The organism is Alkalimonas collagenimarina (genome assembly GCF_030717845.1).
Lineage (GTDB): Bacteria > Pseudomonadota > Gammaproteobacteria > Enterobacterales > Alteromonadaceae > Alkalimonas > Alkalimonas collagenimarina.
The window spans coordinates 84,572-108,175 of record NZ_JAUZVZ010000014.1; the positions used below are offsets into that span (position 1 = coordinate 84,572).

Annotated in this window: 23 protein-coding genes and 1 riboswitch; of the genes, 13 read left to right on the plus strand and 10 right to left on the minus strand. The window is 50.3% G+C overall.

From position 1 onward, the window contains the following. Positions 1-65: 65 nt before the first annotated feature. The 5 genes from thiH to thiC are packed head-to-tail and all read right to left on the minus strand — an operon-like array spanning position 66 to position 5,560. Entirely contained in the window at positions 66-1,214 is a 1,149-nt protein-coding gene (gene thiH, locus Q3O60_RS11275) for a 2-iminoacetate synthase ThiH (protein WP_305894035.1), read from the minus strand. Beyond that, entirely contained in the window at positions 1,211-1,990 is a 780-nt protein-coding gene (locus Q3O60_RS11280) for a thiazole synthase (RefSeq protein ID WP_305894036.1), read from the minus strand. The genes thiH and Q3O60_RS11280 overlap by 4 nt, the downstream gene beginning before the upstream one ends. A 1-nt stretch (position 1,991) precedes the next feature. Then, a complete protein-coding gene (gene thiS / locus Q3O60_RS11285; RefSeq protein WP_305894037.1) occupies positions 1,992-2,192 on the minus strand; it encodes a sulfur carrier protein ThiS in 201 nt (66 codons plus the stop codon). Further along, entirely contained in the window at positions 2,176-3,753 is a 1,578-nt protein-coding gene (gene thiE / locus Q3O60_RS11290; RefSeq protein WP_305894038.1) for a thiamine phosphate synthase, read from the minus strand. The genes thiS and thiE overlap by 17 nt, the downstream gene beginning before the upstream one ends. Then, the gene (gene thiC / locus Q3O60_RS11295) at positions 3,743-5,560 is read right to left on the minus strand and encodes a phosphomethylpyrimidine synthase ThiC (RefSeq protein ID WP_305894039.1); all 1,818 of its coding nucleotides are present in this window, start codon (positions 5,558-5,560) and stop codon (positions 3,743-3,745) included. Before thiC ends, thiE begins: the two co-directional genes overlap by 11 nt. Positions 5,561-5,702: 142 nt before the next feature. Continuing rightward, a riboswitch (TPP riboswitch) is annotated at positions 5,703-5,824 on the minus strand. 231 nt (positions 5,825-6,055) lie between these two features. On the opposite strand from thiC, the gene Q3O60_RS11300 reads away from it, so the two are divergent. Beyond that, positions 6,056-6,301, plus strand: a complete 246-nt coding sequence (locus Q3O60_RS11300) for a DUF4282 domain-containing protein (protein ID WP_305894040.1) — start codon at positions 6,056-6,058, stop codon at positions 6,299-6,301. Between the two features lie 72 nt (positions 6,302-6,373). Here Q3O60_RS11300 and sbcB read toward each other — a convergent pair whose 3' ends face one another. Next, the gene (sbcB, locus tag Q3O60_RS11305) at positions 6,374-7,807 is read right to left on the minus strand and encodes an exodeoxyribonuclease I (protein ID WP_305894041.1); all 1,434 of its coding nucleotides are present in this window, start codon (positions 7,805-7,807) and stop codon (positions 6,374-6,376) included. Positions 7,808-7,974: 167 nt separating this feature from the next. On the opposite strand from sbcB, the gene Q3O60_RS11310 reads away from it, so the two are divergent. From Q3O60_RS11310 to Q3O60_RS11325, 4 genes are all read left to right on the plus strand, one after another. Continuing rightward, positions 7,975-8,265 carry a YkgJ family cysteine cluster protein gene (locus Q3O60_RS11310; RefSeq protein ID WP_305894042.1) on the plus strand — a complete coding sequence of 97 codons (291 nt, stop codon included), beginning with the start codon at positions 7,975-7,977 and terminating at the stop codon, positions 8,263-8,265. Continuing rightward, positions 8,243-9,415 (plus strand): GNAT family N-acetyltransferase, encoded by a 1,173-nt coding sequence (locus tag Q3O60_RS11315; protein WP_305894043.1) that lies wholly within the window; start codon positions 8,243-8,245, stop codon positions 9,413-9,415. The genes Q3O60_RS11310 and Q3O60_RS11315 overlap by 23 nt, the downstream gene beginning before the upstream one ends. 88 nt (positions 9,416-9,503) lie before the next feature. Continuing rightward, positions 9,504-9,761 carry a type II toxin-antitoxin system Phd/YefM family antitoxin gene (locus tag Q3O60_RS11320; protein ID WP_305894044.1) on the plus strand — a complete coding sequence of 86 codons (258 nt, stop codon included), beginning with the start codon at positions 9,504-9,506 and terminating at the stop codon, positions 9,759-9,761. Continuing rightward, positions 9,749-10,060, plus strand: a complete 312-nt coding sequence (locus tag Q3O60_RS11325; protein WP_305894045.1) for a type II toxin-antitoxin system RelE/ParE family toxin — start codon at positions 9,749-9,751, stop codon at positions 10,058-10,060. Before Q3O60_RS11320 ends, Q3O60_RS11325 begins: the two co-directional genes overlap by 13 nt. A 43-nt stretch (positions 10,061-10,103) precedes the next feature. Here Q3O60_RS11325 and Q3O60_RS11330 read toward each other — a convergent pair whose 3' ends face one another. Then, positions 10,104-10,718 carry a DUF938 domain-containing protein gene (locus Q3O60_RS11330; RefSeq protein ID WP_305894046.1) on the minus strand — a complete coding sequence of 205 codons (615 nt, stop codon included), beginning with the start codon at positions 10,716-10,718 and terminating at the stop codon, positions 10,104-10,106. 72 nt (positions 10,719-10,790) lie between these two features. Next, entirely contained in the window at positions 10,791-11,891 is a 1,101-nt protein-coding gene (locus Q3O60_RS11335; protein ID WP_305894047.1) for an alkane 1-monooxygenase, read from the minus strand. A gap of 163 nt (positions 11,892-12,054) precedes the next feature. Here Q3O60_RS11335 and Q3O60_RS11340 point away from each other — a divergent pair, with 163 nt between their 5' ends. The 7 genes from Q3O60_RS11340 (at position 12,055) to Q3O60_RS11370 (ending at position 20,588) form a co-directional block, all read left to right on the plus strand. Next, positions 12,055-13,095: an AraC family transcriptional regulator gene (locus Q3O60_RS11340; RefSeq protein WP_305894048.1), complete on the plus strand. Its 1,041-nt coding sequence runs from the start codon at positions 12,055-12,057 to the stop codon at positions 13,093-13,095. A gap of 72 nt (positions 13,096-13,167) precedes the next feature. Beyond that, positions 13,168-13,674 (plus strand): TspO/MBR family protein, encoded by a 507-nt coding sequence (locus tag Q3O60_RS11345; RefSeq protein WP_305894049.1) that lies wholly within the window; start codon positions 13,168-13,170, stop codon positions 13,672-13,674. A gap of 27 nt (positions 13,675-13,701) precedes the next feature. Next, positions 13,702-14,475 (plus strand): MipA/OmpV family protein, encoded by a 774-nt coding sequence (locus tag Q3O60_RS11350; RefSeq protein ID WP_305894050.1) that lies wholly within the window; start codon positions 13,702-13,704, stop codon positions 14,473-14,475. A 224-nt stretch (positions 14,476-14,699) separates the two neighbouring features. Continuing rightward, entirely contained in the window at positions 14,700-15,707 is a 1,008-nt protein-coding gene (locus tag Q3O60_RS11355; protein ID WP_305894051.1) for an isoaspartyl peptidase/L-asparaginase family protein, read from the plus strand. 118 nt (positions 15,708-15,825) lie between these two features. Then, the gene (locus Q3O60_RS11360) at positions 15,826-16,245 is read left to right on the plus strand and encodes a CBS domain-containing protein (RefSeq protein ID WP_305894052.1); all 420 of its coding nucleotides are present in this window, start codon (positions 15,826-15,828) and stop codon (positions 16,243-16,245) included. A gap of 55 nt (positions 16,246-16,300) precedes the next feature. Next, positions 16,301-20,188, plus strand: coding sequence for an ATP-dependent RNA helicase HrpA (hrpA, locus tag Q3O60_RS11365; protein WP_305894053.1), 3,888 nt, complete (start codon positions 16,301-16,303; stop codon positions 20,186-20,188). Positions 20,189-20,288: 100 nt separating this feature from the next. Next, positions 20,289-20,588 (plus strand): PilZ domain-containing protein, encoded by a 300-nt coding sequence (locus Q3O60_RS11370; RefSeq protein WP_305894054.1) that lies wholly within the window; start codon positions 20,289-20,291, stop codon positions 20,586-20,588. 35 nt (positions 20,589-20,623) lie between these two features. On the opposite strand, the gene Q3O60_RS11375 is transcribed toward Q3O60_RS11370, so the two are convergent. Together Q3O60_RS11375 and Q3O60_RS11380 are read right to left on the minus strand one after the other, a co-directional pair. After that, positions 20,624-21,217 (minus strand): YceI family protein, encoded by a 594-nt coding sequence (locus Q3O60_RS11375; protein WP_305894055.1) that lies wholly within the window; start codon positions 21,215-21,217, stop codon positions 20,624-20,626. 125 nt (positions 21,218-21,342) lie between these two features. After that, a complete protein-coding gene (locus Q3O60_RS11380) occupies positions 21,343-22,560 on the minus strand; it encodes a class I SAM-dependent rRNA methyltransferase (RefSeq protein WP_305894056.1) in 1,218 nt (405 codons plus the stop codon). A 259-nt stretch (positions 22,561-22,819) separates the two neighbouring features. Here Q3O60_RS11380 and Q3O60_RS11385 point away from each other — a divergent pair, with 259 nt between their 5' ends. After that, a complete protein-coding gene (locus Q3O60_RS11385; protein WP_305894057.1) occupies positions 22,820-23,542 on the plus strand; it encodes a GntR family transcriptional regulator in 723 nt (240 codons plus the stop codon). Positions 23,543-23,604 lie beyond the last annotated feature (62 nt).

The window sequence follows — 23,604 nt, forward strand, 5'->3', positions numbered from 1 at the left end:
GGTGGGTGAAATCTTACCCCTGATGTAGGGGCGCATGATTGCGCCCAAATTATTACGCCGATTAATTAAGTTTCACGCCCTAAATACAAGTCCCAGTCTTTTAACACGGGTGCCAACCCCAATTGTTGCAGACGTTGCTGGTATTGAACCGGGCTGCGGTTGTCATCAATACTGAATTGCTCCAATGCTTCCGGATCCACCGCGTAACCACCTGGCCGGGTACTGGAACCGGCACTGCTGCTGGTGATAGCAATAGGGACCAATTGATCGCGTAGCCCGGCTCGTTCGCGGGTGGATAAGCTGATCTCCAGGCTTGGTGATAACAGCCGAAACGCGCAGATCAGTTGCACAAAGTGTTTATCCTGCAGCGGGTGTTGCACCTCAATGCCGCCGGAACAGGGGCGAATCCGGGGCACCGATAAAGAATAACGGCTGCGCCAATAGCGTTGTTGCATGTACAGCAGATGCATGGCCAAAAAGGTAGCATCGGTGCGCCAGTTGGCTAAACCAAATAAAACACCCAGACCAATTTTATCGACACCTGCCTGACCCAAACGATCCGGGCACTCCAGCCGCCAGCGAATATCAGCTTTTTGTCCCTTCAGATGATAGTGCTGATAACTCGGTTGATGGTAGCTTTCCTGATACACCATCACGGCATCGACCCCGAGTTGGCGTAGTTCGACATAATCGGCCTGATGCAGTGGCTGCACCTCTAACATCACACTGCTGAAATAGCGACGGATCAGTGGCAGCATCTGGCGAAAGTAGGGCATGCCGACCTTGCGCTCGTGTTCACCAGTGACCACCAGTACTTGGTCTATCCCCATGTTTTTCAAAGCCTGACATTCTTGCTCTGTCTCTGCTGCCGTTAATACCCGTCGTTTGACCTTTTGACTCATCGAAAAGCCACAATAACTGCACTCGTTGGCGCACAAGTTGGATAAATACAAGGGCGCAAATAGTTGTTGGGTATGACCAAAGCGCTGTCTGGTCAACTGCTGTGCGGTAGTAGCCAGCTCTACCAGCAGTGGTTCGGCGGCTGGCGAGAGCAAGGCTTGAAAATCAGTCAGTTTGAGCTGGCTGTTGTGACTGATGCTGCGTTGTGCTTTATGCAGCGCGACTTCGACATCCTCCCGCTTAAATGCCATGCTATGCATCTGCACATCATGCCAGTCTTGTTGCTGCCAAAGGGCATAAAAATCTGGCGTCACAAAGCCTCCAGAAATTCAGTCATGGGGCTGGAGGCTACTGCGCTGCTACCCTCGGATCCGCCCTTATTTGCTAAACCATGCTGTCTGGCCAAAGCTCCGGCCTGACAGGCCAAGCGAAAGGCCTGCGCCATTTGTACCGGATCATCGGCACTGGCAATGGCGGTATTGACCAGTACGGCAGATGCGCCCATCTCCAGAGCCTGGCACGCATGAGAAGGAGCACCCAGGCCGGCATCGACAATCACTGGTACATTGGCTTGCTCAATTATAAGCTCCAGCATTGCCAGTGTTTGTAGCCCTTGATTGGAGCCAATGGGTGCGCCTAATGGCATCACAGCAGCACAACCTACATCTTCTAACCGCTTGCACAGAACGGGATCGGCAGAGCAGTAAGGCAATACGACGAATCCGCGTTTGACCAGCTCGGTAGCGGCAGTCAGTGTTTCGATAGGATCGGGCATTAAATAACGTGGATCCGGGTGGATCTCCAGCTTTAGCCAATGGGTATCTAACGCCTCCCGTGCCAATTCAGCAGCAAAAATGGCTTCTGCTGCTGTTTTTGCGCCAGAGGTATTCGGTAACAGGCGCACACCAAGTTGCTGTAGCGGGGCCAAAATATCATCATTTTTTTGCTGTAAATTTAGCCGCTTTAATGCCAGCGTGACCAGCTCGGTACCTGATGCTTTAACGGTCTCCGTGAGTTGTCTGGCGCTGGCAAACTTGCCGGTGCCCATCAATAAGTGACTATGTAGTGTGATGTCGGCAATGGTGAACATATTAGCCTCCGGTGACAATTTGAAAGGCAACCACTTGATCATCTGGCTGCAACGCATGCTCTGACCATAACCGTTTGGCAATTACTTGTTGATTCACCGCCAGAGCCAGCCCATTGGGGTTGATATCCAGTTGCTGAACCAATTGTTGTAAAGTGCACTGGTGGTCACATTGCTGAGGTTGTTGATTAACGATGATACGCACGCTGTTGCTCCCATTGTTGCTTAAAGGAATGCAGTGCCTCTGAAGGACTATTGGCCCTGGTGATGGCGCTGACCATGGCAACCCCGTGCACACCGGTCTGACAGACTTGTGCGAATCGATGGTGATCAATGCCACCAATAGCGACAGTGGGGGTACCACCACATAAGGCGATGCTATCGGCCAAGCGCTTCACCCCCTGAGGTTTGGAAGGCATCTGCTTGGTGTCTGTTGGGAAAATATGTCCTAATGCAATGTAAGAGGGCTGCAGTTGCAGCGCCCTTGCCAGCTCAAAGGGGCCATGGCTGGATAAGCCAAGTCGTAATCCTGCTGCCTGAATCGCTGACAAATCAGCAGTTTCTAAATCTTGCTGCCCTAAATGTACGCCATAGGCGCCATGCTCAATTGCCAGTTGCCAATAGTCGTTAATAAACAAACGGACACCATACTTTTTAGCCAGGGCGATGGCTTCCATGATGGCAAGCTCGATATCACCATCGCTGCCTGTTTTGATGCGTAACTGGATACAGCCAGGCTTAAGCGGCAGTAACTGTTGCAGCATGTCAACACTATCAATGACCGGATATACGCCTGGCTCCGAGCTTAGCACGGCAAAAGGAGATGATACTGCTAGTGGCGGTTGTTCCATCTGAATGCGAGGTAACACATGACCTGAGCAGGGCCAACCATCATGGCCTAAAGCCCCCGGGCCTGACCCGGTGGCATAGCCTGCAGCAATACTTTGCTGAATATAGGCCCGCGCCAGTACCAAGGCATCCTCCATCACGTAGCCTTGAGCCAAAAAAGCGCTGATGGCGCTGGAGAGCACACAGCCAGTGCCATGTTGGTGCGGGCTATTGAGTCGTTTGCTGTGCATGCTGAAGTTGAGGCTGTCACTAAAAAAGTAATCAGCCACCTCTGGGTGGGATTGCATGATTGCGCCAGAACAAACCAACCCATCATCATGGCTATCAGTAGCATGACCACCTTTCACCAGAACCGCTTGTGAGCCCAGAGCCTGCAATAAAGCCACTTGCTCAGCGATAGGGGCATCTGGCCGGGCACTGAGTTGAGCCAATTCAGGCAGATTGGGCGTGATAAGATCGATAAAAGGCAGCAAAGCGCGCCAGCCATCCAGCAATGCATCATGCCCCACTTGATAGCCACTGCTACTGGCCAGCACCGGATCAGCTACTACCTGCACGGCATGCTGCTCTTTGTATTGCTTTAGCCAGTTGATTAGCCAGTGAATCGCATTGGCATCGGCCAGCATGCCAATCTTAATGACGGTGGCAGGTAAGTCGTCCGTCAATGCGTTCAGTTGTGCTTGTAGCATCTCAATGGAAACCGGCTCCAGCCGCTCTAAAGCCAAAGAGTTTTGGGCAGTAATTCCGGTGACTACAGTGCAGCCATGACAGCCAAGATCATGCAGTGTGAGCAGATCGGCCTGAAGGCCTGCGCCACCGCCGGAATCAGAGGCAGCCAGACTCCATACGATGGGTCTGGCTGTGCTCATGGCATGCAGGGGGCATGGCGCCTGCAATGGTATTGATTTAGCCTGCATCGATGGCTTCCTCAGCGATTTGTTGATTTAACCGCATCGAGCAAAACTTAGGGCCACACATGGAGCAAAAGGCTTCGTCATCGGCACCTTCATGGCTCAGGGTTTCATCGTGATAGGCTTTAGCAGTAAAAGGATCCAGCGATAAATTGTATTGGTCCTTCCAACGAAACTCGTATCGCGCTTTGGATAACGCATTATCACGTAACTGCGCAGCGGGGTGTCCTTTCGCCAGATCGGCAGCATGCGCGGCAATGGTGTAGGCGATCAGCCCTTGTTTTACGTCTTCTTTATTGGGCAAGCCCAAATGCTCTTTCGGCGTGACATAACACAACATGGCACAGCCATACCAGCCAATCATGGCCGCGCCAATGCCCGAAGTGATGTGGTCGTAGCCAGGCGCTATGTCGGTGGTCAGTGGGCCCAGGGTATAAAACGGTGCTTCGTGGCAGCGCTTCAGCTGTTCAGTCATGTTTTCTTCAATCAATTGCATCGGCACATGACCAGGGCCTTCAATCATGACTTGCACATCGTATTGCCAGGCGATTTTGGTCAGCTCACCCAGAGTACGCAGTTCAGCAAATTGCGCTTCATCATTGGCATCGGCAATGCTGCCGGGCCGTAAGCCATCGCCAAGCGATAACGAAATATCGTAGGCAGCACACAGCTGACAAATTTCTTCAAAATGCTGGTACAAGAAGCTCTGCTGGTTAAATATGCGGCACCATTGCGCCATGATGGCACCGCCACGCGAGACGATTCCGGTTACGCGTTTCGATGTCAGCGCTATGTATTCCTGCAAAACACCAGCATGAATAGTAAAGTAATCAACACCTTGCTCTGCTTGCTCGATCAAGGTGTCTTTGAAAACCTGCCAGTTCAGCTGCTCTACATTACCATTCACTTTTTCCAGCGCTTGGTAGATAGGGACGGTTCCTATAGGCACCGGACTGTTGCGCAAAATCCATTCACGGGTTTGATGAATGCGACGACCGGTCGATAAATCCATCACGGTGTCAGCTCCCCAGCGGGTTGACCACACCAGCTTTTCTACTTCTTCTTCAATGCTGGAACTGACCGAGGAGTTGCCAATGTTGGCATTCACTTTTACCTTGAAGTTACGGCCAATGATCATGGGTTCAGCTTCTGGGTGGTTGATATTAGCCGGAATAATGGCACGACCCCCGGCTACTTCCTGACGGACAAATTCTGCGGTGATCACTTTCGGCGTTCGAGCGCCAAAACTGTGACCTCGATGTGTGCGAACGCCATCGCTAGCCGGCTCTGTGCTATGGCCCATATTCTCACGTAGGGCAATGTACTGCATCTCTGGGGTGATGATACCGGCACGAGCATAGTGCAGCTGGGTCACCGTTTTGCCAGCTTTGGCGCGCAGCGGCTGATGATTAAACTCGGTATGCCACTCATCCAGTGATATCTCTTGATAGGGGGGCAGTGGTGATGCTTCCACATCGGCTCGTTGTTGGATCCAGTTCAGTCGCAGCTTGGGCAAGCCTTTTAGCACATCCAGTGATTGTTCCGGGTCACCGTACGGGCCGGAAGTATCATAGACATTCAGTGGTGCGTTTTCTCGCAGGGTGCCATCTTTTTGTTGGGTGGGGTGCAGTTGAATACTGCGTACTGGCACCTGAATATCGCTTTGCTCGTCCTGCAGGTAACGCCTGACCGAGTTCGGAAAGGTTTCACCTTGCAACTGGCTGATATAGGCTTGTGCCCGGGCCCGCAGTTCACGTTTCGAAAGCGGTTGTTGGGTCTTTGTTGATGTATTGGATGATGTTTGGTTAGACATAGCAAGCTCCGTATCAATGAATGAGGTTGCTTGTCTGGAGTGGGGGCAGAACAGAAGGCGCAGCATCGCAGGCACGTTTGGTAAATGGTCAACGGCTTACGACAATGGCTGGTACGTTACTCATACAATCATGACAATATGAACAGTAACGCATCTTGTTCCCTTCGCAGGTATTATCCTGAATCAGGTTCCACGGATCTCGCACTAGCGATCTCAGCTCCTTCTGTTGCATAAGCAACCAGAGGGGCACTCCGACAAGTTATCTTGCAAGTTACCTTAGCATATAATTTTAGCTTGGTAGGGCAACTTGATGACGGCCAGTATACGAAATGATGGATGGAATGCAAGCAGAGCTGATTCGGGTTCGCTGAACCCGGGTATATGCTCATGTACATTTTTACTTGCATTTTTATAGTGATGTCATATGGTTAACCTGACAGTGATGTCGCCATCAGTACCATGATGATCAATAACAACAAAGCGAGGAACGAAAGGATGAAAGATATTTTATTTTTTGACAGCATGCTCACACCCAAGATTATTACCTTTGTCTATTGGCTGCTGTTGCTTGGGGTCTTACTCAGCGGTTTGGGGACTATGTTTACCACCAGCTTTTTTGCCGGCCTTGGTATTTTGATTTTTGGAGCCATCGGGGTTCGCATTTGGTGTGAGCTGTTGATTGTGTTGTTTAAAATTCATGAAAACCTGCGTAGGCTGGCAGATAAAGATCAGCCGCTTTAAGCCCCCGGGGCAGCGAAGCCATACTTCGCTGCCGCTTTATTTTCAATAATCACTCTGGCGGCTCAAGCGAGGTTATAGCTGCTCAGCATAGTGATACAGTGCTTTTAAAATCCGCATTGCCCGTTCATCATGCTGGTGTTCCTGCGCGCACTGCTCCAACTGCTGATGAAAGCCTTCTAAGGTCAGTGGTGGTTGATCCAGTCCCTCAGCCAGGCGCTCAACACAATACTGCTGCCATTGCAGCATCTCTTGCTCATTTAAACTGGCCGGGTAGTTGCGTGCACGAAAACGAAACAGCAGCTGATTCAAACGATCATCACTAAATAGCGGCGGGCTTGCTTCCAATTGCACTGGGTTTAATTGATGCAGTTGCTGCATTTTGTTTTGGTCTTCTTTGGATAAAAAGCCTTGGTACAGCTGATAATCCGGGTTGCTCTCTGGTGGGAAATCTTCGGCTTCACTAAACAACGCTACTGCCTTTTGTTGTAGCTCTCGATGCGCTAGTAATATATCGAGATGCTTGCGGCACAAGCTGCGATCAATGCCCAGGGTATCGGCGCGTTGTTCACTCAATGTTTTTGCTGGTGCCAGCACCGGGCATTTATTCAAATGAATGAGCTTGATGCCAAGCCGTTGCTCACCTTCTGCTAAATCGGCCGTTTTCATGTACAGCTTTTGCCGCAAGGTGGCCGTATCCAGCTCCAACATCGGCGTTGGGTCTGCCAGCAAATTGTAGGCAATGACAGCGTTTTTATTGGTAGGATGAAACGCCAGGGGCACCACCCAACTGACACAACCCTGAGCGGCAGGAAACTTGGATGACACATGCACCAGTGGGGTTAAGTTAGCCGGGTCAATGTATTTGGCCAATGCTTGCTTTTTGCGGTGTTCGAACAAAAACTGAAACAGCTTGGGTTGCTTGGTACGGATCAGCTTGGCAATGGCAATGGTGGCATACACATCGGATAATGCATCATGCGCTTGCTCATGCTCCAGCCCGTTGGCTTTACTCAGGTGTTCGAGCTTAAAACTAGGGCTACCATCGTCCCGTAGTGGCCATTCTATGCCTTCTGGCCGTAACGCGTAACAAGCGCGTACCATGTCGATGATGTCCCAGCGGCTATTGCCATGCTGCCATTCGCGGCCGTAAGGTTCATAAAAATTACGGTACAGGCTATGGCGGGTGACTTCATCATCAAACCGAATGCTGTTGTAGCCCAAAACGCAGGTATCGGGTTCGGAAAAGCGCTGCAAAATACGCCCCATAAACTCTACTTCTGGCAGACCTCGTTGTTGGCACACTTGCGGTGTGATACCAGTGATCAAAGCCGCTTGCGGGTGCGGCAAATAATCCGGCGCCAACTGGCAATACCACATATCGGGTTTACCTATCGGGTTAAAATCCGCATCGGTACGAATACCGGCAAACTGAGATGGGCGATCGCGCTTTGGATCGGCGCCCCAGGTTTCAAAATCGTAGAAGTAAAAGGTCGCTTGTTGGCTCACTATGGGTTTCCTGCGTTGATAAGGGGTCGACGCTATGGTTTAAACGTAATGATTGAAGTGTATCAGCTCAAAGGTGAATGCGTCGATGGCTGTATCTTGTAAATGAGTTTCGAGATCAACTCTATTTTAGCGTAAACTAACCACATTGTTGGTTGCTGAAGCATGCGATGACCATTGAAATACAAAATGTACCGGTTGCAGAGGTAGCCTGCAGCAACTGTCAGGCGTGCTGTTGCCGTTTGGAAGTGATGCTAATTAGTGAAACCGGCGTGCCAAAGCAGCACATTGCAGTGGACTACTGGGGTGGTGAAACCATGCTGCGTTTAGCCGATGGCTGGTGCTCGGCGTTGGATCGAAAAACCATGCAATGCAGCATCTATGAAAACCGTCCCTGGATCTGCCGGGAATTTGAAATGGGCTCCTATGAATGTCTGCATGAACGCTCAGCAAACCGCTAACGAAACGCCTTACCAGCTGAAGTGCGTTGGCTCATTGACTGAGATCGCAGCCGAAGCATGGAATGCCTTATTCCCAGCCGATTATCCTTTTACCCAGCATGCTTTTTTACTGGCCTTAGAGCAGGGGGGCAGTATTGGTAGAAAAACGGGCTGGCTACCACAGTATCTATTGCTGTGGCGTGAGCACACCTTAATAGCAGCCATGCCTGCCTATATAAAATTGCATTCTTACGGTGAGTACCTGTTTGATTGGTCTATTGCTGAAGCCTACCAACAGCACGGACTGGGTTACTACCCAAAGCTGGTGCTGGCGATCCCTTTTACACCAGCCGAAGGGCCGCGCATTGGTCTGCATGCCGATACCTCTGGCCAACAGGTCATGGGCTTACTGCAAGCCGGCATGCAACAGCTGGTCGAGCGTTATCAGCTTAGCAATGTGCAATGCCTGTATCCTGATCCTAAGCAGCAAAGTTGGTGGGCTGAGCAGGGCTACTTGCAGCGCTATGATGTGCAGTTTCAATGGCTCAACAACGGCTATAAGAGCTTTAGCGATTTTCTGGCAGCCTTTACCTCACGTAAGCGTAAGCAGATACGAAAAGAACGTGCCCGGGTAGCAGAGCAGGGTATCAGCATCCGCACCCTGCAAGGGACTGAGCTGGATGACGCCTTTTGGCAGCAGTTCGTACGGTTCTATCAGCAAACCTATCTGAAGCGATCGGGCCATTTGGGGTACTTAACTGCCGATACTTTTCAGCGCTGGGGCCAGCATATGCGTGATAGCATCGTGGTATTTGCAGCCTATCATCAGCAGCAATTGATTGCTGCCTCGCTGTGTTTTCGTTCTGAGCAAACCCTGTATGGTCGTTACTGGGGCTGCGCAGCAGAGTATGACTTTTTGCACTTCGAAACCTGCTACTACGCTGGCATCGAGTATTGCATCGCACACCAGCTTGCGAAATTCGATGCCGGCGCTCAGGGTGAGCACAAGTTACAACGCGGCTTTGAGCCGGTGCTACGCAGTGGATTCTACCGCTTTCAAGCCAGCCCGTTGTCTGCAGCGATTGAACGGTATTGTCTCGATGAACAGCAGATGCTTAAGCGCTACATGGACGATGCCAAACAGCAGTTGCCTTATCGGTTAAGTGATTAGTGGAGGTCATTCTCTAGCCGCTTCAAACCTTGCTAAACACAAAGTGATAGAATAGTATCACTTTGTGTGCTTTTTTGGAGCTGCTGTTATGAAAGTTGAATTAGTGACCTCACTTAAACGTCAAGCGACTAAGATCCTGGCGGATCTACATTATACCAAAGAGCCGGTATTGATTACCGAGCATGGCAAACCCTCTGCATACCTTATCGATGTCGACGATTACGAAGCGATGCAAAATCGCCTAACGATCCTTGAAGGGATTGCTCGTGGTGAGCGTGCCATAGCTACTGACAAGGTAGTGAGTCATAACGAAGCTAAAGACAAAATGTCAAAATGGCTGAAGTAGTATGGACTGAACCTGCTTTATCGGATCTTAACGATATCGCTGAGTACATTGCACTTGAAAATGCATTCGCTGCCAAGCAGTTGGTTCAAACGCTTTTCAGCAAAGTTGAACGTTTAGCCGATTTCCCTGATTCAGGTCGTGTGCCGCCGGAGCTTGAACACTTGAATTACCGGGAAGTTGTCGTGAAACCTAGCCGTGTTTTCTATAAGCATGATGGGGATAAAGTTTATATTCTTTATGTTATGCGCTCTGAAAGAGATTTGCGCAGGTTTTTGCTCAGCACCCCCTCCAAAATATAAACATGATGAGATTGCTCAAGCTGGCTCGAATATCGGCAACCCACTAACGCCTGAAATGCAGCAAGCGGTTGTTTGCTGGCATGCTGTGATCGGCTTGTAGCTGAAAGCCAATCGCTGCCGCTAATTCCAAAATCGCTTCCTGATCGCGGATCCCCATGCCGGGGTCGCGTTGCTGCAAACTGTGATGAAAGTGATGGTTGCTCTCGCTGGTGAACTGGCCCTGATAGTTAAATGGACCATAAATACATAACTCTGCTTGGCTGGCTGCCAGACTATCCAGCCGCTGAAAAAACTGCTGCACCACCTGCCACGACATAATGTGCAAGGTATTGGCCGTAAATACTCCATCTGCTGCTGGCTCTGACCAGTCGCTTTGTCGAATATCCAGTGGCAGCGCGGCAGGAAGGTTATCGGCTGCTTGGTGCTTTAAACGGCGCTGTAAATCGGCCAGGTAGGCTGGTTGGTCGCTGCATTGCCAAACCAATTGTGGCAGTTGGCTGGCAAAGTAAACGGCATGTTGGCCAGTACCGCTACCGACTTCGAGCACGCGTTTGCAATGTGCAAAAGCAGGCTTTATCACCGATAGGATCGGCGCTTTGTTGTTTTCACAAGCTTGCGAGTAAGGCAAGTCCGCTGGAAATTGGAAACTATTGTGCATCAGAAAAACCATGCCGGTTGCTACAAAGGCAACCAGCATACCTGAAAAACAGCCTGGTATTCTAATCCTAATCTAAAGCTGGTCTGTTTCTGCGTACTGTTGATCCCATTGCTTTAGCTTTGGCGCCATAAAGCGAAACCAGAGCGGTGGTATCAGTGCCAGCAGCATGGAGCCAAGGTAGCCGGTGGGTAAACTTGGTGCTTCAGGGTAGGCTTTGAGTTGATAAAACGGCAGTTGCGCCCGGGCGTGATGGTGTGAGTGCCGGGTGAGGTTAAAGCTAGCCCAGCTGCTGATGCGCTTGGTGGTATTCCAACTATGGTAGGGCCGTACGGGTGTATTAGGCTGACGAACGATGCCGTAATGCTCAATGTAATTGACCACTTCAAGCGTGGTTTTGGCCAGTAAAGCACAGAGCGTAAACAGCAGCAGGCCCTGCCAATCAGCCAGCACATAGGCCAGCATACTGAGTAGCAACGACATCATTATGCCGCGTAAAAAACGATTGTGGTGACCCACTGTTGATTGCTTAAGGCGCGTTAAACGTTGCTGCTCGATGGCCCAGGCACTTTTGTTGCCAAGCAGGGTGGATAACAGAATATGCCGGTAGACACTTCGTCCTCGTGGCGCAGTGGCGGGGTCGCGCTTGGTACCTACATAGCGATGGTGCCCATACACATGCTCAATGGCAAAAGAGCTATCCCAGCTAAATGCTAACAACCAGCGGCCAACCAGCATCGCCATCCGATCTGAGGTACGGTGCGTGAGTTCGTGTGCAGGCACAGTACCGACCATGGCAATCAGCAAGCCAGCACCCAAGCCAACCGGTACAAAGTGCCACCATTGATTGGCATTTCGAGCAGACAAGGCATCAAAGCCAGTCCACTGCTGTATCCATTGGCCATAGCCAAACAGATCCGTGCTGGCTACACTCCAGAGTAATGCAGCAAAAATAAGCAAGATAAATAGCAATGAGCTGTACAGCAGTAGGTTGAGCAGCCAAGGTTGTTGATACTCGGGCTCACTGTGATCATCACCAGCCAGCAGATCGCCAAATACCACCACCGTTACCACAGACACCAGCCCAAGCGACATCCAATAAGTACCCAGCGTGATACCGATCAAGAAGGGCAGGGTCAGGACATGAAACAAACTGAATTTGGCATAGTGAAACATCAGGTCAATCCACGGATTATGAGTTAGGTTAAGCCTAAGGCGAGAATGATGAAAGCGATATGGCATTAGCAGACAGCTTCTGGTCATTTTAGGCCAGATAGTTAGTTTCCCCCGGCTAATGCGTTACACTCAGAAGATAGGGGTGATGAAGGCAAAGGATACGATGACCAAACGAAGCGTCACGAATGAAGTGTATTTGCCGCGACATTACCTGCGAAACCTACTCGACCTGGTGAAAAGCCGTGGCGGCAACCCCAGCGCTATACTGGCTGCTGCAGGCTTATCTATACAGGATACCGGGCAATTGAATGCATCGCTCAGTTGGCCACAATTTCAAGCCATTATTCGTAGCAGTTGTGCAGAAACTCAAGAGCCTGCTTTGGGTTTGTATCTGGGCAGCCAGCTTACTATCACCACACATGGCCTGTTGGGGTTGGCCACCATGAGCAGTCGCAACCTGCAGGAAGGGATTGAACTGCTTTGCAAGTTTACATCGACCCGAAGTCCCTTGCTGCGTGTCAGTATGCAGCGGCATCAGCGCAGTGTGTATCTGGTGCTCACCGAGTTGCACCCATTGGCGGATATCCGTCTTTTTGTTGTTGAAACTTTTACCGTGGCCTTGCATGCCATGCTGGAGTTTGTGTCCGGTCATCAGTACCGGATACAGCAAGTCGAATTGGCCTTTCAACAGCCGCAGCACAGTGAGCTTTATCAGGCTTTCTTCCCTTGCAAGGTAGGCTTTGAGAAAGCTGAACATAAGTTGATTTTTTCGGTTGATGATTTAGCGCTGGCATCGCCATGGGCCGATCAGCAGGTCAAAGCACAATTGACTGCCCAGTGTGAGCAAGAGCTGCAGCATTGGCAGCAGCAACAAAGCATGGCTGGTTTAATTCGCCTGATGCTAGGCCGAACCAAGGGCCGTATCCCTGGTATTGAACAGGTCGCGGCGGAGTTTGCCGTCTCCAGTCGCACGCTGCGACGACGTCTGGCTGAAGAGGACACCAGTTATCAATGTCTGGTAGATGATTGGCGTCAGCAGATGGCGTCACAGTATTTGCTCACTACGGCATTACCAGTACAACAAATTGGTTATTTGCTCGGCTATGCGGATGCGGCGAACTTTGGGCGTGCGTTTCGCCGCCAACAAGGGATAGCCCCACAGCAATTTCGCGAACAGCAAACCAGACAAATTATGAGCAAGTGATCGAAGTGGGCGGTAGAGCGTAACTACTCGTAACATCTTTTTACGTTATGAATTGAAAGGATTTGCTAACCTATGGCGACAAGCATGGTTCGTTATTCGTGGTGGCAACAGGGAAGCGCTTTATTGCTGTTGTTGCTCATCACTTATTTGGCTGCGGCCATTGGTAGTATTGGCTCTTTGAATGCCCCACAGTTTTATCGTGAGCTGCAGTTGCCTGAATGGGCTCCTCCTGGTTGGCTATTCGGTCCGGTTTGGAGCCTGCTTTATACCTTGATGGCTGTTGCGGCCTGGTTGGTATGGCGCAGTGGCGCTTTTAGCCAAACGGCCAGAGCATTGCAGCTGTATGGTATGCATTTGGTTGTTAACGCGCTCTGGAGCTGGTTGTTCTTTGCCTGGTATCAGGGTGCTGGTGCTCTGGTTAATATTGTGTTGTTGTGGCTGTTGATCCTTATGACCATACGGTTGTTTTGGTCGCACAGCCGATTAGCAGCAGTGCTGTTATTGCCTTACCTGTTATGGGTTAGTTTTGCCACTGTGCTGAACTGGAGCATTTGGCAATTAAACCCTGCTTTATTGTAATCAAACCATTTTAATCAAGGCTTCGCTATGACTTCTCGATATCTACCATGGTCTCTAAGTGCCATGGTCATCACGCTCAGCAGTTTTACGGTGCATGCTGATGCAACAAACCAGCAAGTTCGCACAGAGCCTCGCGGCTTTATCTATGGGGTTGGTGTGGGCTTGAATCAGGAGCTGTACCAAGATTATCGCCGTCGTGTGGTGCCTATCCCTATTGTTGGTTATCGCGGTGAGCGGTTGTCGGTGTATGGCCCCTTTGTGAGTTTCGATGTCATAAAAGATGAGCATATGACGGTATCACTGCGATTAGCACCGCGCTTTGCCGGTGTCGATGAATCCGACAGCCCGGTTTTTGCTGGCATGGAAAAGCGTAAAACATCGATGGATGTTGGAGCTGGCATTCAATTGAATAACCAAAACTGGCGTTATGAAGTAGCTATACTTGCTGATGCATTAAATAACTCCAATGGCTATGAAATTAGCTCATCCGTCGGTTACTTTTATCAGACGGGCCCATTTTTTATCGAGCCGAAGCTCAGCCTGTATCACTCGGATAGCAAGTTAGTCGATTACTACTATGGTGTTCGCCCAGACGAAGCTACTGCACAGCGGCCTGCTTATCGGGCAGGTAGTGTGATCAATTACGGGGCAGGCGTATCCTTCGCTACCCCTATCTTTGCCGGTGGTATGACGCGTTTAGGGTTAGAGCACCGCTGGTACGGTGATAGCATTGCAGACAGTCCTCTTACCGACAGACGCCGGGGCTTTCAGATGTTTTTCTCTTACAGTCGGTTTTTTTGATAAAAAAAGCGCCGGCAAGCGGCGCTAAAATGTCAGCAGACAAGGTTGGTGTCTGATCGTTCGAAAGAACGCTTGGATCATAGCGCCTTGGTGATAACACAGCCTTGATCCATCGCAAGTTATTTTTCAGCACGCGTATAAAATATCAAACGCATTCATTTGTCAGTGCGCGCTAAATCGGTTACAAATGGGGGATTCATAACAACAACAGGGTACACCTACTTATGCGACTTTCATTGATTGCAGCCAGTCTGGCTGTAGGACTTTCTTCAACAGCTTGGGCTGACAGCCCTATTGGTTTAGTGATCCATGGCGGTGCTGGCACCATCGACCGGGCGAGTATGACGGCTGAACAAGAGCAAGCCTACCATGCGGTGTTGCGTGATGCGGTAGAGCAGGGCTATGAAGTGCTCGCCAACGGCGGTACCAGTGTTGAAGCCACACTGAAAGCTGTCACCATCATGGAAGACTCACCACTATTTAATGCCGGTAAAGGTGCTGTGTACACCTGGGATGAGCACCATGAACTGGATGCATCCATTATGGAGGGCGCCAATTTGAATGCAGGTGCAGTGGCGGGGGTAACTAACGTCAAGAATCCTATTTTGCTGGCTGAAAAAATTATGACCGAATCGGTACATGTGATGCTGGCGGGCGCGGGAGCCGAGCAGTTTGCCAAAGAACAGCAACTGGAGCTGGTCGATAACAGCTACTTTAATACCGAGTTTCGTTACGAAGCGCTACAACGCATGAAAGCCGCTGAACAAGCCTTGCCCCATCAGGCCCATGTACGGGATCCCAATTGGAATATGGGCACTGTTGGTGCGGTGGCCATCGATAAAGCAGGCAATCTGGCGGCAGCAACCTCGACCGGTGGGATGACGGGCAAACGCTATGGCCGGGTTGGGGATGTACCGGTGATTGGGGCCGGTAACTATGCCGATAACAGCAGCTGTGCGGTATCCGGCACCGGCCATGGCGAGTACTTTATTCGCTTTAATGTGGCGTCCGATATTTGTGCCCGGGTCAAGTACCAAGGGATCTCTGCTGTTGAAGCGGCTGAGCAGGTGGTGCATGGCCAGATGCATGCGGCCGGTGGCACCGGCGGCGTGATAGTAGTCGATGCCAAAGGTGAATTGAGCTGGACCTTTAATACCCAAGGTATGTATCGCGCTATGCGCAGTAACACTCAAGATACCGTCACTGCTATTTTTGCCGACAGTGAAGAATAATCTGCGGGTTTTCAGCGCGATAGGCTCGTATGAGTTGTAAAAATATCGCGCTGAAATAGCAGCAAATGACTCAGAATGAGCTAGGCTTAAGGTGAGTGTTGTAGTCATTGGGGGAATTATGGATTTATTAAAAATTGGCGATTACATGAACACCCATCCAGTCACGTTTCAAGCTGAGATGACGGTAGAGTTGGCAGCGGATCGCCTGACCATCAGTAATCAAACCGGTGGGCCTGTCGTCGATACGCGCAATAAAGTGATTGGCTTTGTCTCGGAGCAAGATTGCTTGGCGTTAATGCTCAAGTCGGCTTATCACGACCAGCAAGTGGCGCATGTCAGTGATATTATGCAAACGGAGGTGCTGACGGTAAAAGCATATGACAGTATTATAGATCTTGCCCAGACCATGTTAAAAACCAAACCAAAACTATATCCGGTGGTCGATGACGATGGCCATCTGCTTGGCATTATTACCCGAACTCATGTGCTGGCGGCGATTGATAAAGAAATGAATTCGCATTATCGCAAAGTGGTGTAATCTTTTGACTGAACTTGCTAGCATAGCGCCCTCATTCTGTTGAGGGCGTTTTCTTTTGTCTGACTCCAACTCCGTCTCGCTATCAAAGTGCCATGCTCGCTTAACGCATGCCATGCAAAAAGATCAATATCGCTTGCGTAAACGCTTGCATGGCTTAAAAAAAATTACCGATGACAACAAAAGAGCCAAGGCTTTAACTCGTATAGCTGAAGAGCTAGAGAGATCCTGTGCGCTACGTGCGCTTCGCGCCGCTAAAACGCTTGATTTAAATTACCCGGCTGAACTGCCGGTGGTCGGCAAAAAAGACGACATCAAAGCTGCCATTGCTAAGCATCAATTGGTGGTGATCGCAGGCGAAACTGGTTCCGGCAAAACCACGCAGATCCCCAAGATCTGTTTGGAGTTAGGCCGGGGTGTAGCTGGTATGATAGGCCATACTCAACCCCGACGTTTAGCCGCCCGAAGTGTAAGCAATCGCATCGCAGAAGAGCTGAGCTGTGAGCAAGGCAAAGAGGTCGGCTTTAAAATCCGCTTTGGTGATCACACCTCCGAGCATACTCTGGTGAAGTTGATGACCGACGGGGTATTGCTGGCAGAAATGCAGCAGGATCGCTTTTTAAACCAATACGACACCATTATTATTGACGAAGCGCATGAGCGCAGCCTTAATATTGATTTTTTACTTGGCTATTTAAAACAGCTGCTACCGAAACGGCCTGATCTCAAGGTGATCATCACTTCGGCCACCATTGATCCGCAACGCTTTTCCAAGCACTTTAATGATGCGCCGGTGATTGAGGTATCAGGGCGTACCTATCCGGTGGAAGTACGTTACCGGCCGGGGCTGGAGCAAGAAGATAAAGATCGTGATCAGCTGCAGGGGTTATTTGATGCTGTAGAAGAGCTGTACCGAGAGCCACCGGGCGATATTCTGGTATTTCTTAACGGCGAGCGGGAAATTCGTGATACGGCCGATGCACTGCAAAAACTCAATTTACCGCATACCGAAATTCTGCCGTTGTATTCACGGCTGAGTGCTGGCGAGCAAAATAGAGTGTTTCAGTCGCATCCGGGCCGGCGCATCGTGCTCGCCACCAATGTGGCCGAAACCTCGTTAACCGTCCCTGGCATTCGTTACGTGATTGACCCTGGCACCGCCCGTATTTCTCGTTACAGTTATCGCTCTAAAGTACAGCAGTTGCCAATCGAGGCCATCAGTCAGGCCAGTGCCAATCAGCGTAAAGGCCGATGTGGACGTGTTGCGGCGGGTATTTGTATTCGGTTGTACAGCGAAGAGGATTTTCTGGCGCGGCCGGAGTTTACTGATCCGGAAATTCTACGAACTAACTTAGCCTCGGTCATTCTGCAAATGTTGTCGTTGCGCTTGGGTAGCATCGATGATTTCCCTTTTTTACAGCGTCCGGACAGCCGTTTCGTCAACGATGGCATTAAATTACTGGAAGAGCTAAGCGCAGTTGATATCAAACGCCGGCATGGCCAGCTTCAAATGACGCCGCTGGGTCAACAGCTGGCTCGTTTGCCGATTGACCCACGACTGGCGCGTATGTTGCTGGAGGCGCCTAAACAGCAAGCGGTGCAAGAAGTGCTGGTGATAGTGGCGGCTTTATCGATTCAGGACCCGCGCGAGCGCCCACTGGAGAAACAACAAAAAGCTGATGAGCTGCACAGTCGGTTTGCCGATCAAGACTCCGATTTTGTCAGTTATCTTAAACTGTGGCAGTACCTGCAACAGCAGCAGGACGAGTTGAGCCAGAATCAGTTCCGCAAACTGTGTAAAACTGAGTTGCTGAACTACCTGCGGGTCCGGGAGTGGCAAGATTTGTATTATCAGCTGCAGCAACTGATGCAAGAGCTGGGCTTTACCGTCAATCAACAAGTGGCCGACTATGCGTCCATTCATCGCAGCTTGCTGGCGGGGTTGTTGGGGCAAATAGGCAGCAAAGATGCCGATGCCGATTACCTTGGTCCGCGGCAAACTCGCTTTTACGCCTTTCCTGGCAGCCATTTATTTAAACGAAAACCCAAGTGGGTCATGGCCTCAGAGTGGGTGGAGACCTCCAAGCTGTATGCCCGGACCTTAGCGAAGATTGAGCCCGAATGGATTGAGCCTCTGGCCGGGCACCTGGTGAGCCGCAGCTACAGCGAACCGCACTGGCAGAAAAAGCGCGGTGCTGTCATCGCCTTTGAGCAAGTCAGCTTGTATGGCGTGATAGTGGTGGCCAAACGGCCAGTGCAATTTAGTAAAATTGATGTAGCGACCAGTCATCAGATCTTTATCCGCGAGGCGCTGGTGCATGAACAACTGGGCTTGAACGAAGCCTTCTTAGCCCATAACCGGTTGCTGCTGGATGAAGTCATCGCGCTGGAAGATAAGAGCCGCCGCCGCGATATTTTGGTGGATGAAGAAGACTTGGTGGCATTTTATGCCGAAAAAGTACCGCTGGATGCTAACAATCGCAATGATTTTGCCAAGTGGTGGAAGTTGCAGCGCAAAGTCGATAAGCAGTTCCTGAATTTTGACCCTGAGCAATTGCGTAAGCGCGATGCCGATTTAGATGCTGGCCGTTTTCCTGAGATCTGGCGTCAGGGTAATTTGAAGTTGCCGCTGGAGTATCATTTCGCGCCGGGAGAAGTCGATGATGGGGTGAGTGTATTACTACCGCTGGCATTGCTCAATCAAATCGACGATGTTGGCTTTGACTGGCTGATCCCAGGTTTATTGCATGAGCTACTGGTAGCGCTCATCAAGTCACTACCAAAGCAGTACCGCCGCCAATTTGTACCAGCCCCCAATTACGCCGATGCGCTGTTGCAAGCGCTGGTACCGGGGCAGGGCAAGTTACTGGATGCCATCACCAATCAGTTGCGGCGCATGTCGGGCAGCACTATCCCTGATGATGCCTGGGATCTGAGCAGTATACCGCCGCATTTAACGATGAATTTTAAGGTGACAGACGCCAAAGGCAAGGTGCTTAAGCAGGGGCGATCGCTTGCTCTGTTGAAGCAGCAATTGCAAGGCGATGTGCAGCAAACCTTAAGCGAGGTAGCAGAGCCTGATATCGAGCAGCAACAGATCACTGAATGGAGCTTTGGTCACTTACCTGCCGAGTACGTGCAGTTGCAAGCGGGGTATGAGATCAAAGCCTATCCTGCTTTGGTGGACGATAAGGACTCCGTCTCGATTAAACTACTCGATCATGCTGAGCAAGCACGGCAAACCACCTTACTTGGCCTTCGTCGTTTGGTGCTGCTGAATATCCCGTCGCCGGTAAAATATCTGCAGGATTCATTGCCCAATAAAGCCAAACTAGGGCTGTATTTTAATCCCTTTGGTAAGGTGATGGAGCTGATTGATGATTGCATCGCCGCAGCGGTGGATGCCATGCTGACCGAGCAGCCTTTACCGACCAATCAAAGTGAGTTTCTGGCTATTAAAGAGCGGGTGCGCGCAGAGCTTGGTGAGCAGGTGCTGGCCATTGCGCTAAAAGTAGAGCAAATTTTATCGCAGGCACATGCCATTCAAAAACGTTTAAAAGGCAAGGTCGATTTAGCTCATGTGCAAGCGCAAGCCGAAGTAAAACAGCATCTGGAGCAGTTGCTTTTCAAAGGCTTTGTTAGCCAGCATGGCGCCAAGCGGCTGGATGATATCCTGCGTTATGTCAAAGCGATGGAAAAACGGTTAGAAAAGCTGCCGATCGATCCGCATCGCGATCGCTTGATGATGCATGAGTATCAGCGTGCTGAAGAGGCCTGGCAGCAACTGAAAGGCCAGTACCAGACAGCCGCTGTGGTACCGCAACCGGTTGCTGATATTCGCTGGATGATAGAAGAATTAAAGGTGTCGTTATTTGCACAGACGTTGGGTACCGCCTATCCGATTTCATTAAAGCGAGTGCTGCACGCCATCGCGGAACTGAAATAGCCGCTTTACAGCTACAGTGGAAAGATTTATAACTAACATTGAGATTTATCACTAAGCCAGTGAGAATTACCACTAAGCAGGGACCAGCCCGGGGGAAGCGATGTTAAACCAAAGCGATAATCGGCATTTTTACCGCATGATGGTTAATGCAGATGTACAATTATTTATAAATGATCCTGAAGCAGGGCGCAGTGTTGATGGCATTTGCCGCGATTTGAGTGCATCAGGCATGTCGGTCGATGTCAACGAGCCACTCGAAATTGGCACCATGATACGGGTGAAGCTCGAATCGGCCAACAACAGCGTGCCACCACTGGACGCCACTGCAAAAGTGATGCGCTGTGGCCAGGAGAATAACGACTGTTACCAGCTCGGTCTGGCCTTTATTGATATGAATTAACTAGTCGCCATGGGGGTAAACCCCATGGTGCTTTGTTATTGGCTAAAGCGCACACTAAAGGTCACTGGCACCATCGGGTTGATGTTTTGCAGTGCTGCCAGATCACGCAATCGGTTCAAACCGTCTACCAAACCAAATTGTTCTGCGTTGAGCATAACAGGCGCTTGCGTGTTGACCAGCAGGCTGTCGTCAGCTAACCGGGTAACCAGCACTTCAGCCGATACCGTGACGGTTTGCTCAACAATCGTCAGTTGCAGCGGTACCCGCATACTTTTGCTGTTATTAACCGCTAAATCAGCCACTATCGTCGGATCAACCTGACCTGTTGCGGTGATTAACGGGTAATCATCGGCTTTTAGCAAATATTGCCATATTCGATCATCACGCATAAAAATATGGGTGGCTAAGCCAGAAACCGGAATTTCGATGCTGAGGGCTCCATCGCTGGCCCAGCTGCCTTTGAGTGTGGTGAACTGATTCACTTCAGCTACAGTATCATTTTTTAATGAAACAAAATCCAACCGGGATTGCTCTGAATCTAACTGCCAATCATCAGCCGAGAGCGAGGCACTGAGCATTGATGCAGTCATCATCACTACTGCCACGGAAGCATAAACAAATGTTTTCATGAAAGTCCTGAGTAATGGAGTGAAAAAAGGGTCGTTAGCATAGCATTTGGCAGAAAAGAGAAACACCCTGAAAAAGTGTGGATTTCAGGGTGTTTATCGTATTTTAAAGCCTGTCTGCACTTTTGTTAGGGCAAGTAGCAAACCAAGCCTTTTAAGTAATGGCCTTCCGGATAGTAGCTTGCCACCGGATGATCGCTGGCTTGTTGCAAGCGCTCAATAAATTGGCAATCGCGATGTGCATCTAGCGCAGCATCGGCCACTACTTTTTGAAACAAGCTATCTTCCATCAGACCAGAGCAGGAGAAGGTCAGCAGCAAACCACCCGGTTTGACCAACTGCATGGCCACCCGGTTAATGTCTTTGTAACCCCGGCAAGCGCCCATCAGTTGTGATTTGTTGTCGGCAAATTTTGGCGGGTCGAGGATCAACAGATCAAACTGCTTGCCTTCCTCTTTGTATTGGCGCAGCAGTTTAAACACATCTTGTTTCACATGACTGACTTGATCACGATTCAGGCCGTTTAGCTCGGTATGGCGTTCAGATAGTGCCAGAGCCGTATCAGACATATCAACATTGGTGACGTGACGAGCGCCGCCTTGCAAAGCAGCAACACCAAAGGTACCGGTGTAACTAAAGCAATTCAGTACTGTTTTTCCATTGGCGAGCGCGCGTACTTTGCTGCGGTTATCACGTTGATCCAGATAAAAACCGGTTTTATGGCCTTCAGCCACATCGACTAATACCGTCATGCCATGCTCCCGCATCGCTACTTCGGTGCTATCCAGTGGCTTGTGCAACCAGCCTGAGCGAGGCTCTAAACCTTCTTTTTTACGGACATCCACATCCGAGCGCTCATAAATACTGCACTCTGGATACAGAGCGACCAGAGCAGCCACAATTTTTTTTCTATTGGCCTCAGCACCTGCTGATAACAACTGACACACCAATACATCGGCGTAGCGATCAATGGTAATGCCCGGCAGAGCATCCGACTCTGCCGCGACTAGACGATAGCCGCTGGTATCCTGGCCGGCAAACAGCTGTTCACGCAGTGTGGCAGCCTTAGCTATGCGACGCTGAAAGAACTCAGCGTTGATCAGTTCGTGCTGATCGGTGCTCCATAAGCGCAAACGAATTTGAGATTTTGGTGAGTAAGACGCCCGGCATAACCACGTTTGATCGAAGCTGACCACATCGACGGTATCGCCCGCATTCGGCGTGCCTTTGACGGCATGCACGGCTTTGGAGAATATCCATGGGTGGCGGCGGTTTAAGGCTTTTTCCCGATCTTTTGCCAGCGTCACGATAGGGTAATTGGGAGTCTTGCTGTTTACTTCGGTCATAGAGCTCATCTGGCTGAGTGGTAATGGGCGCTATTGTAGTCGAAAAGCGCGGCTAGATCAGTTTTTCTTAGTGACTCTGCACTGTATGCCAGGCGACTGCCAGACAAAACCCGATACTCTGGTGTTAGCCGGGGAGAGCCGACTGTCAACTCAGCTCTACAACTTTGGTGTTATTGTCGACAATATGTATTGCCACCAGCTTGACAAAGCATGTATAACCTTCTAAAACATCAATATCTGAAATTTATGTCGACAATCCATGCCTGAACATCATTCGACTCAAAACAATACGCCTGAAAACCATAGGGTGCAAAGTCCCGGCTGGCGAGTTCCTGTTACAGCGGCTGATCGGGTGTTGCTGGAAATACAGCGCGCTATTGTCGAAGGTGAGATAGCCGCTGGCAGTAAAATTAGTGAGCCTGAGCTGGCGCGGCGCTTTGATTTAAGCCGGGCGCCGCTGCGCGAAGCGCTGGCACGGCTAGAGCGCTGCCATTTGATTGAGCGTATTCCTAATGCCGGTGCTCGCGTCGTGACGCTATCCCCTCAGGGTTTAATCTCATTGTATCAATTGCGTGAGACCTTAGAAGGTATGGCGTGTCGCTTGGCCGCGGAGATGATGTCGGATGATGAAATCAGTCAGGTACAGCAATTACTCGATCAGCATCTGACTACGCAGCGGGTGCGTGAAGGGGAAAGTTACTACCAGGAAGCGGGCGATCTTGATTTTCATTATCGCATTATCATTGGTAGTAAAAACCCTTATTTAATCAATATATTATGCGATGAGCTATACTTTCTGGTTCGCATGTATCGCGTGCAGATGGGCATGAATGGCCCCCGGGTATCGCGCGCCTTCGATGAACACAAAGCCATTATCAATGCCATTGCCAATCGCGATGGTGAGTTAGCCGATTTATTGATGCGTCGTCATATCGGCGCGTCGCGACGAAATATCGAATTGCAGCTGCTGCAAGACGCTTGAATGCTCATTAAGCCGACTTTGCAGCACTTTTCGTTCATACAGCAAATAGCTCATACAACAAT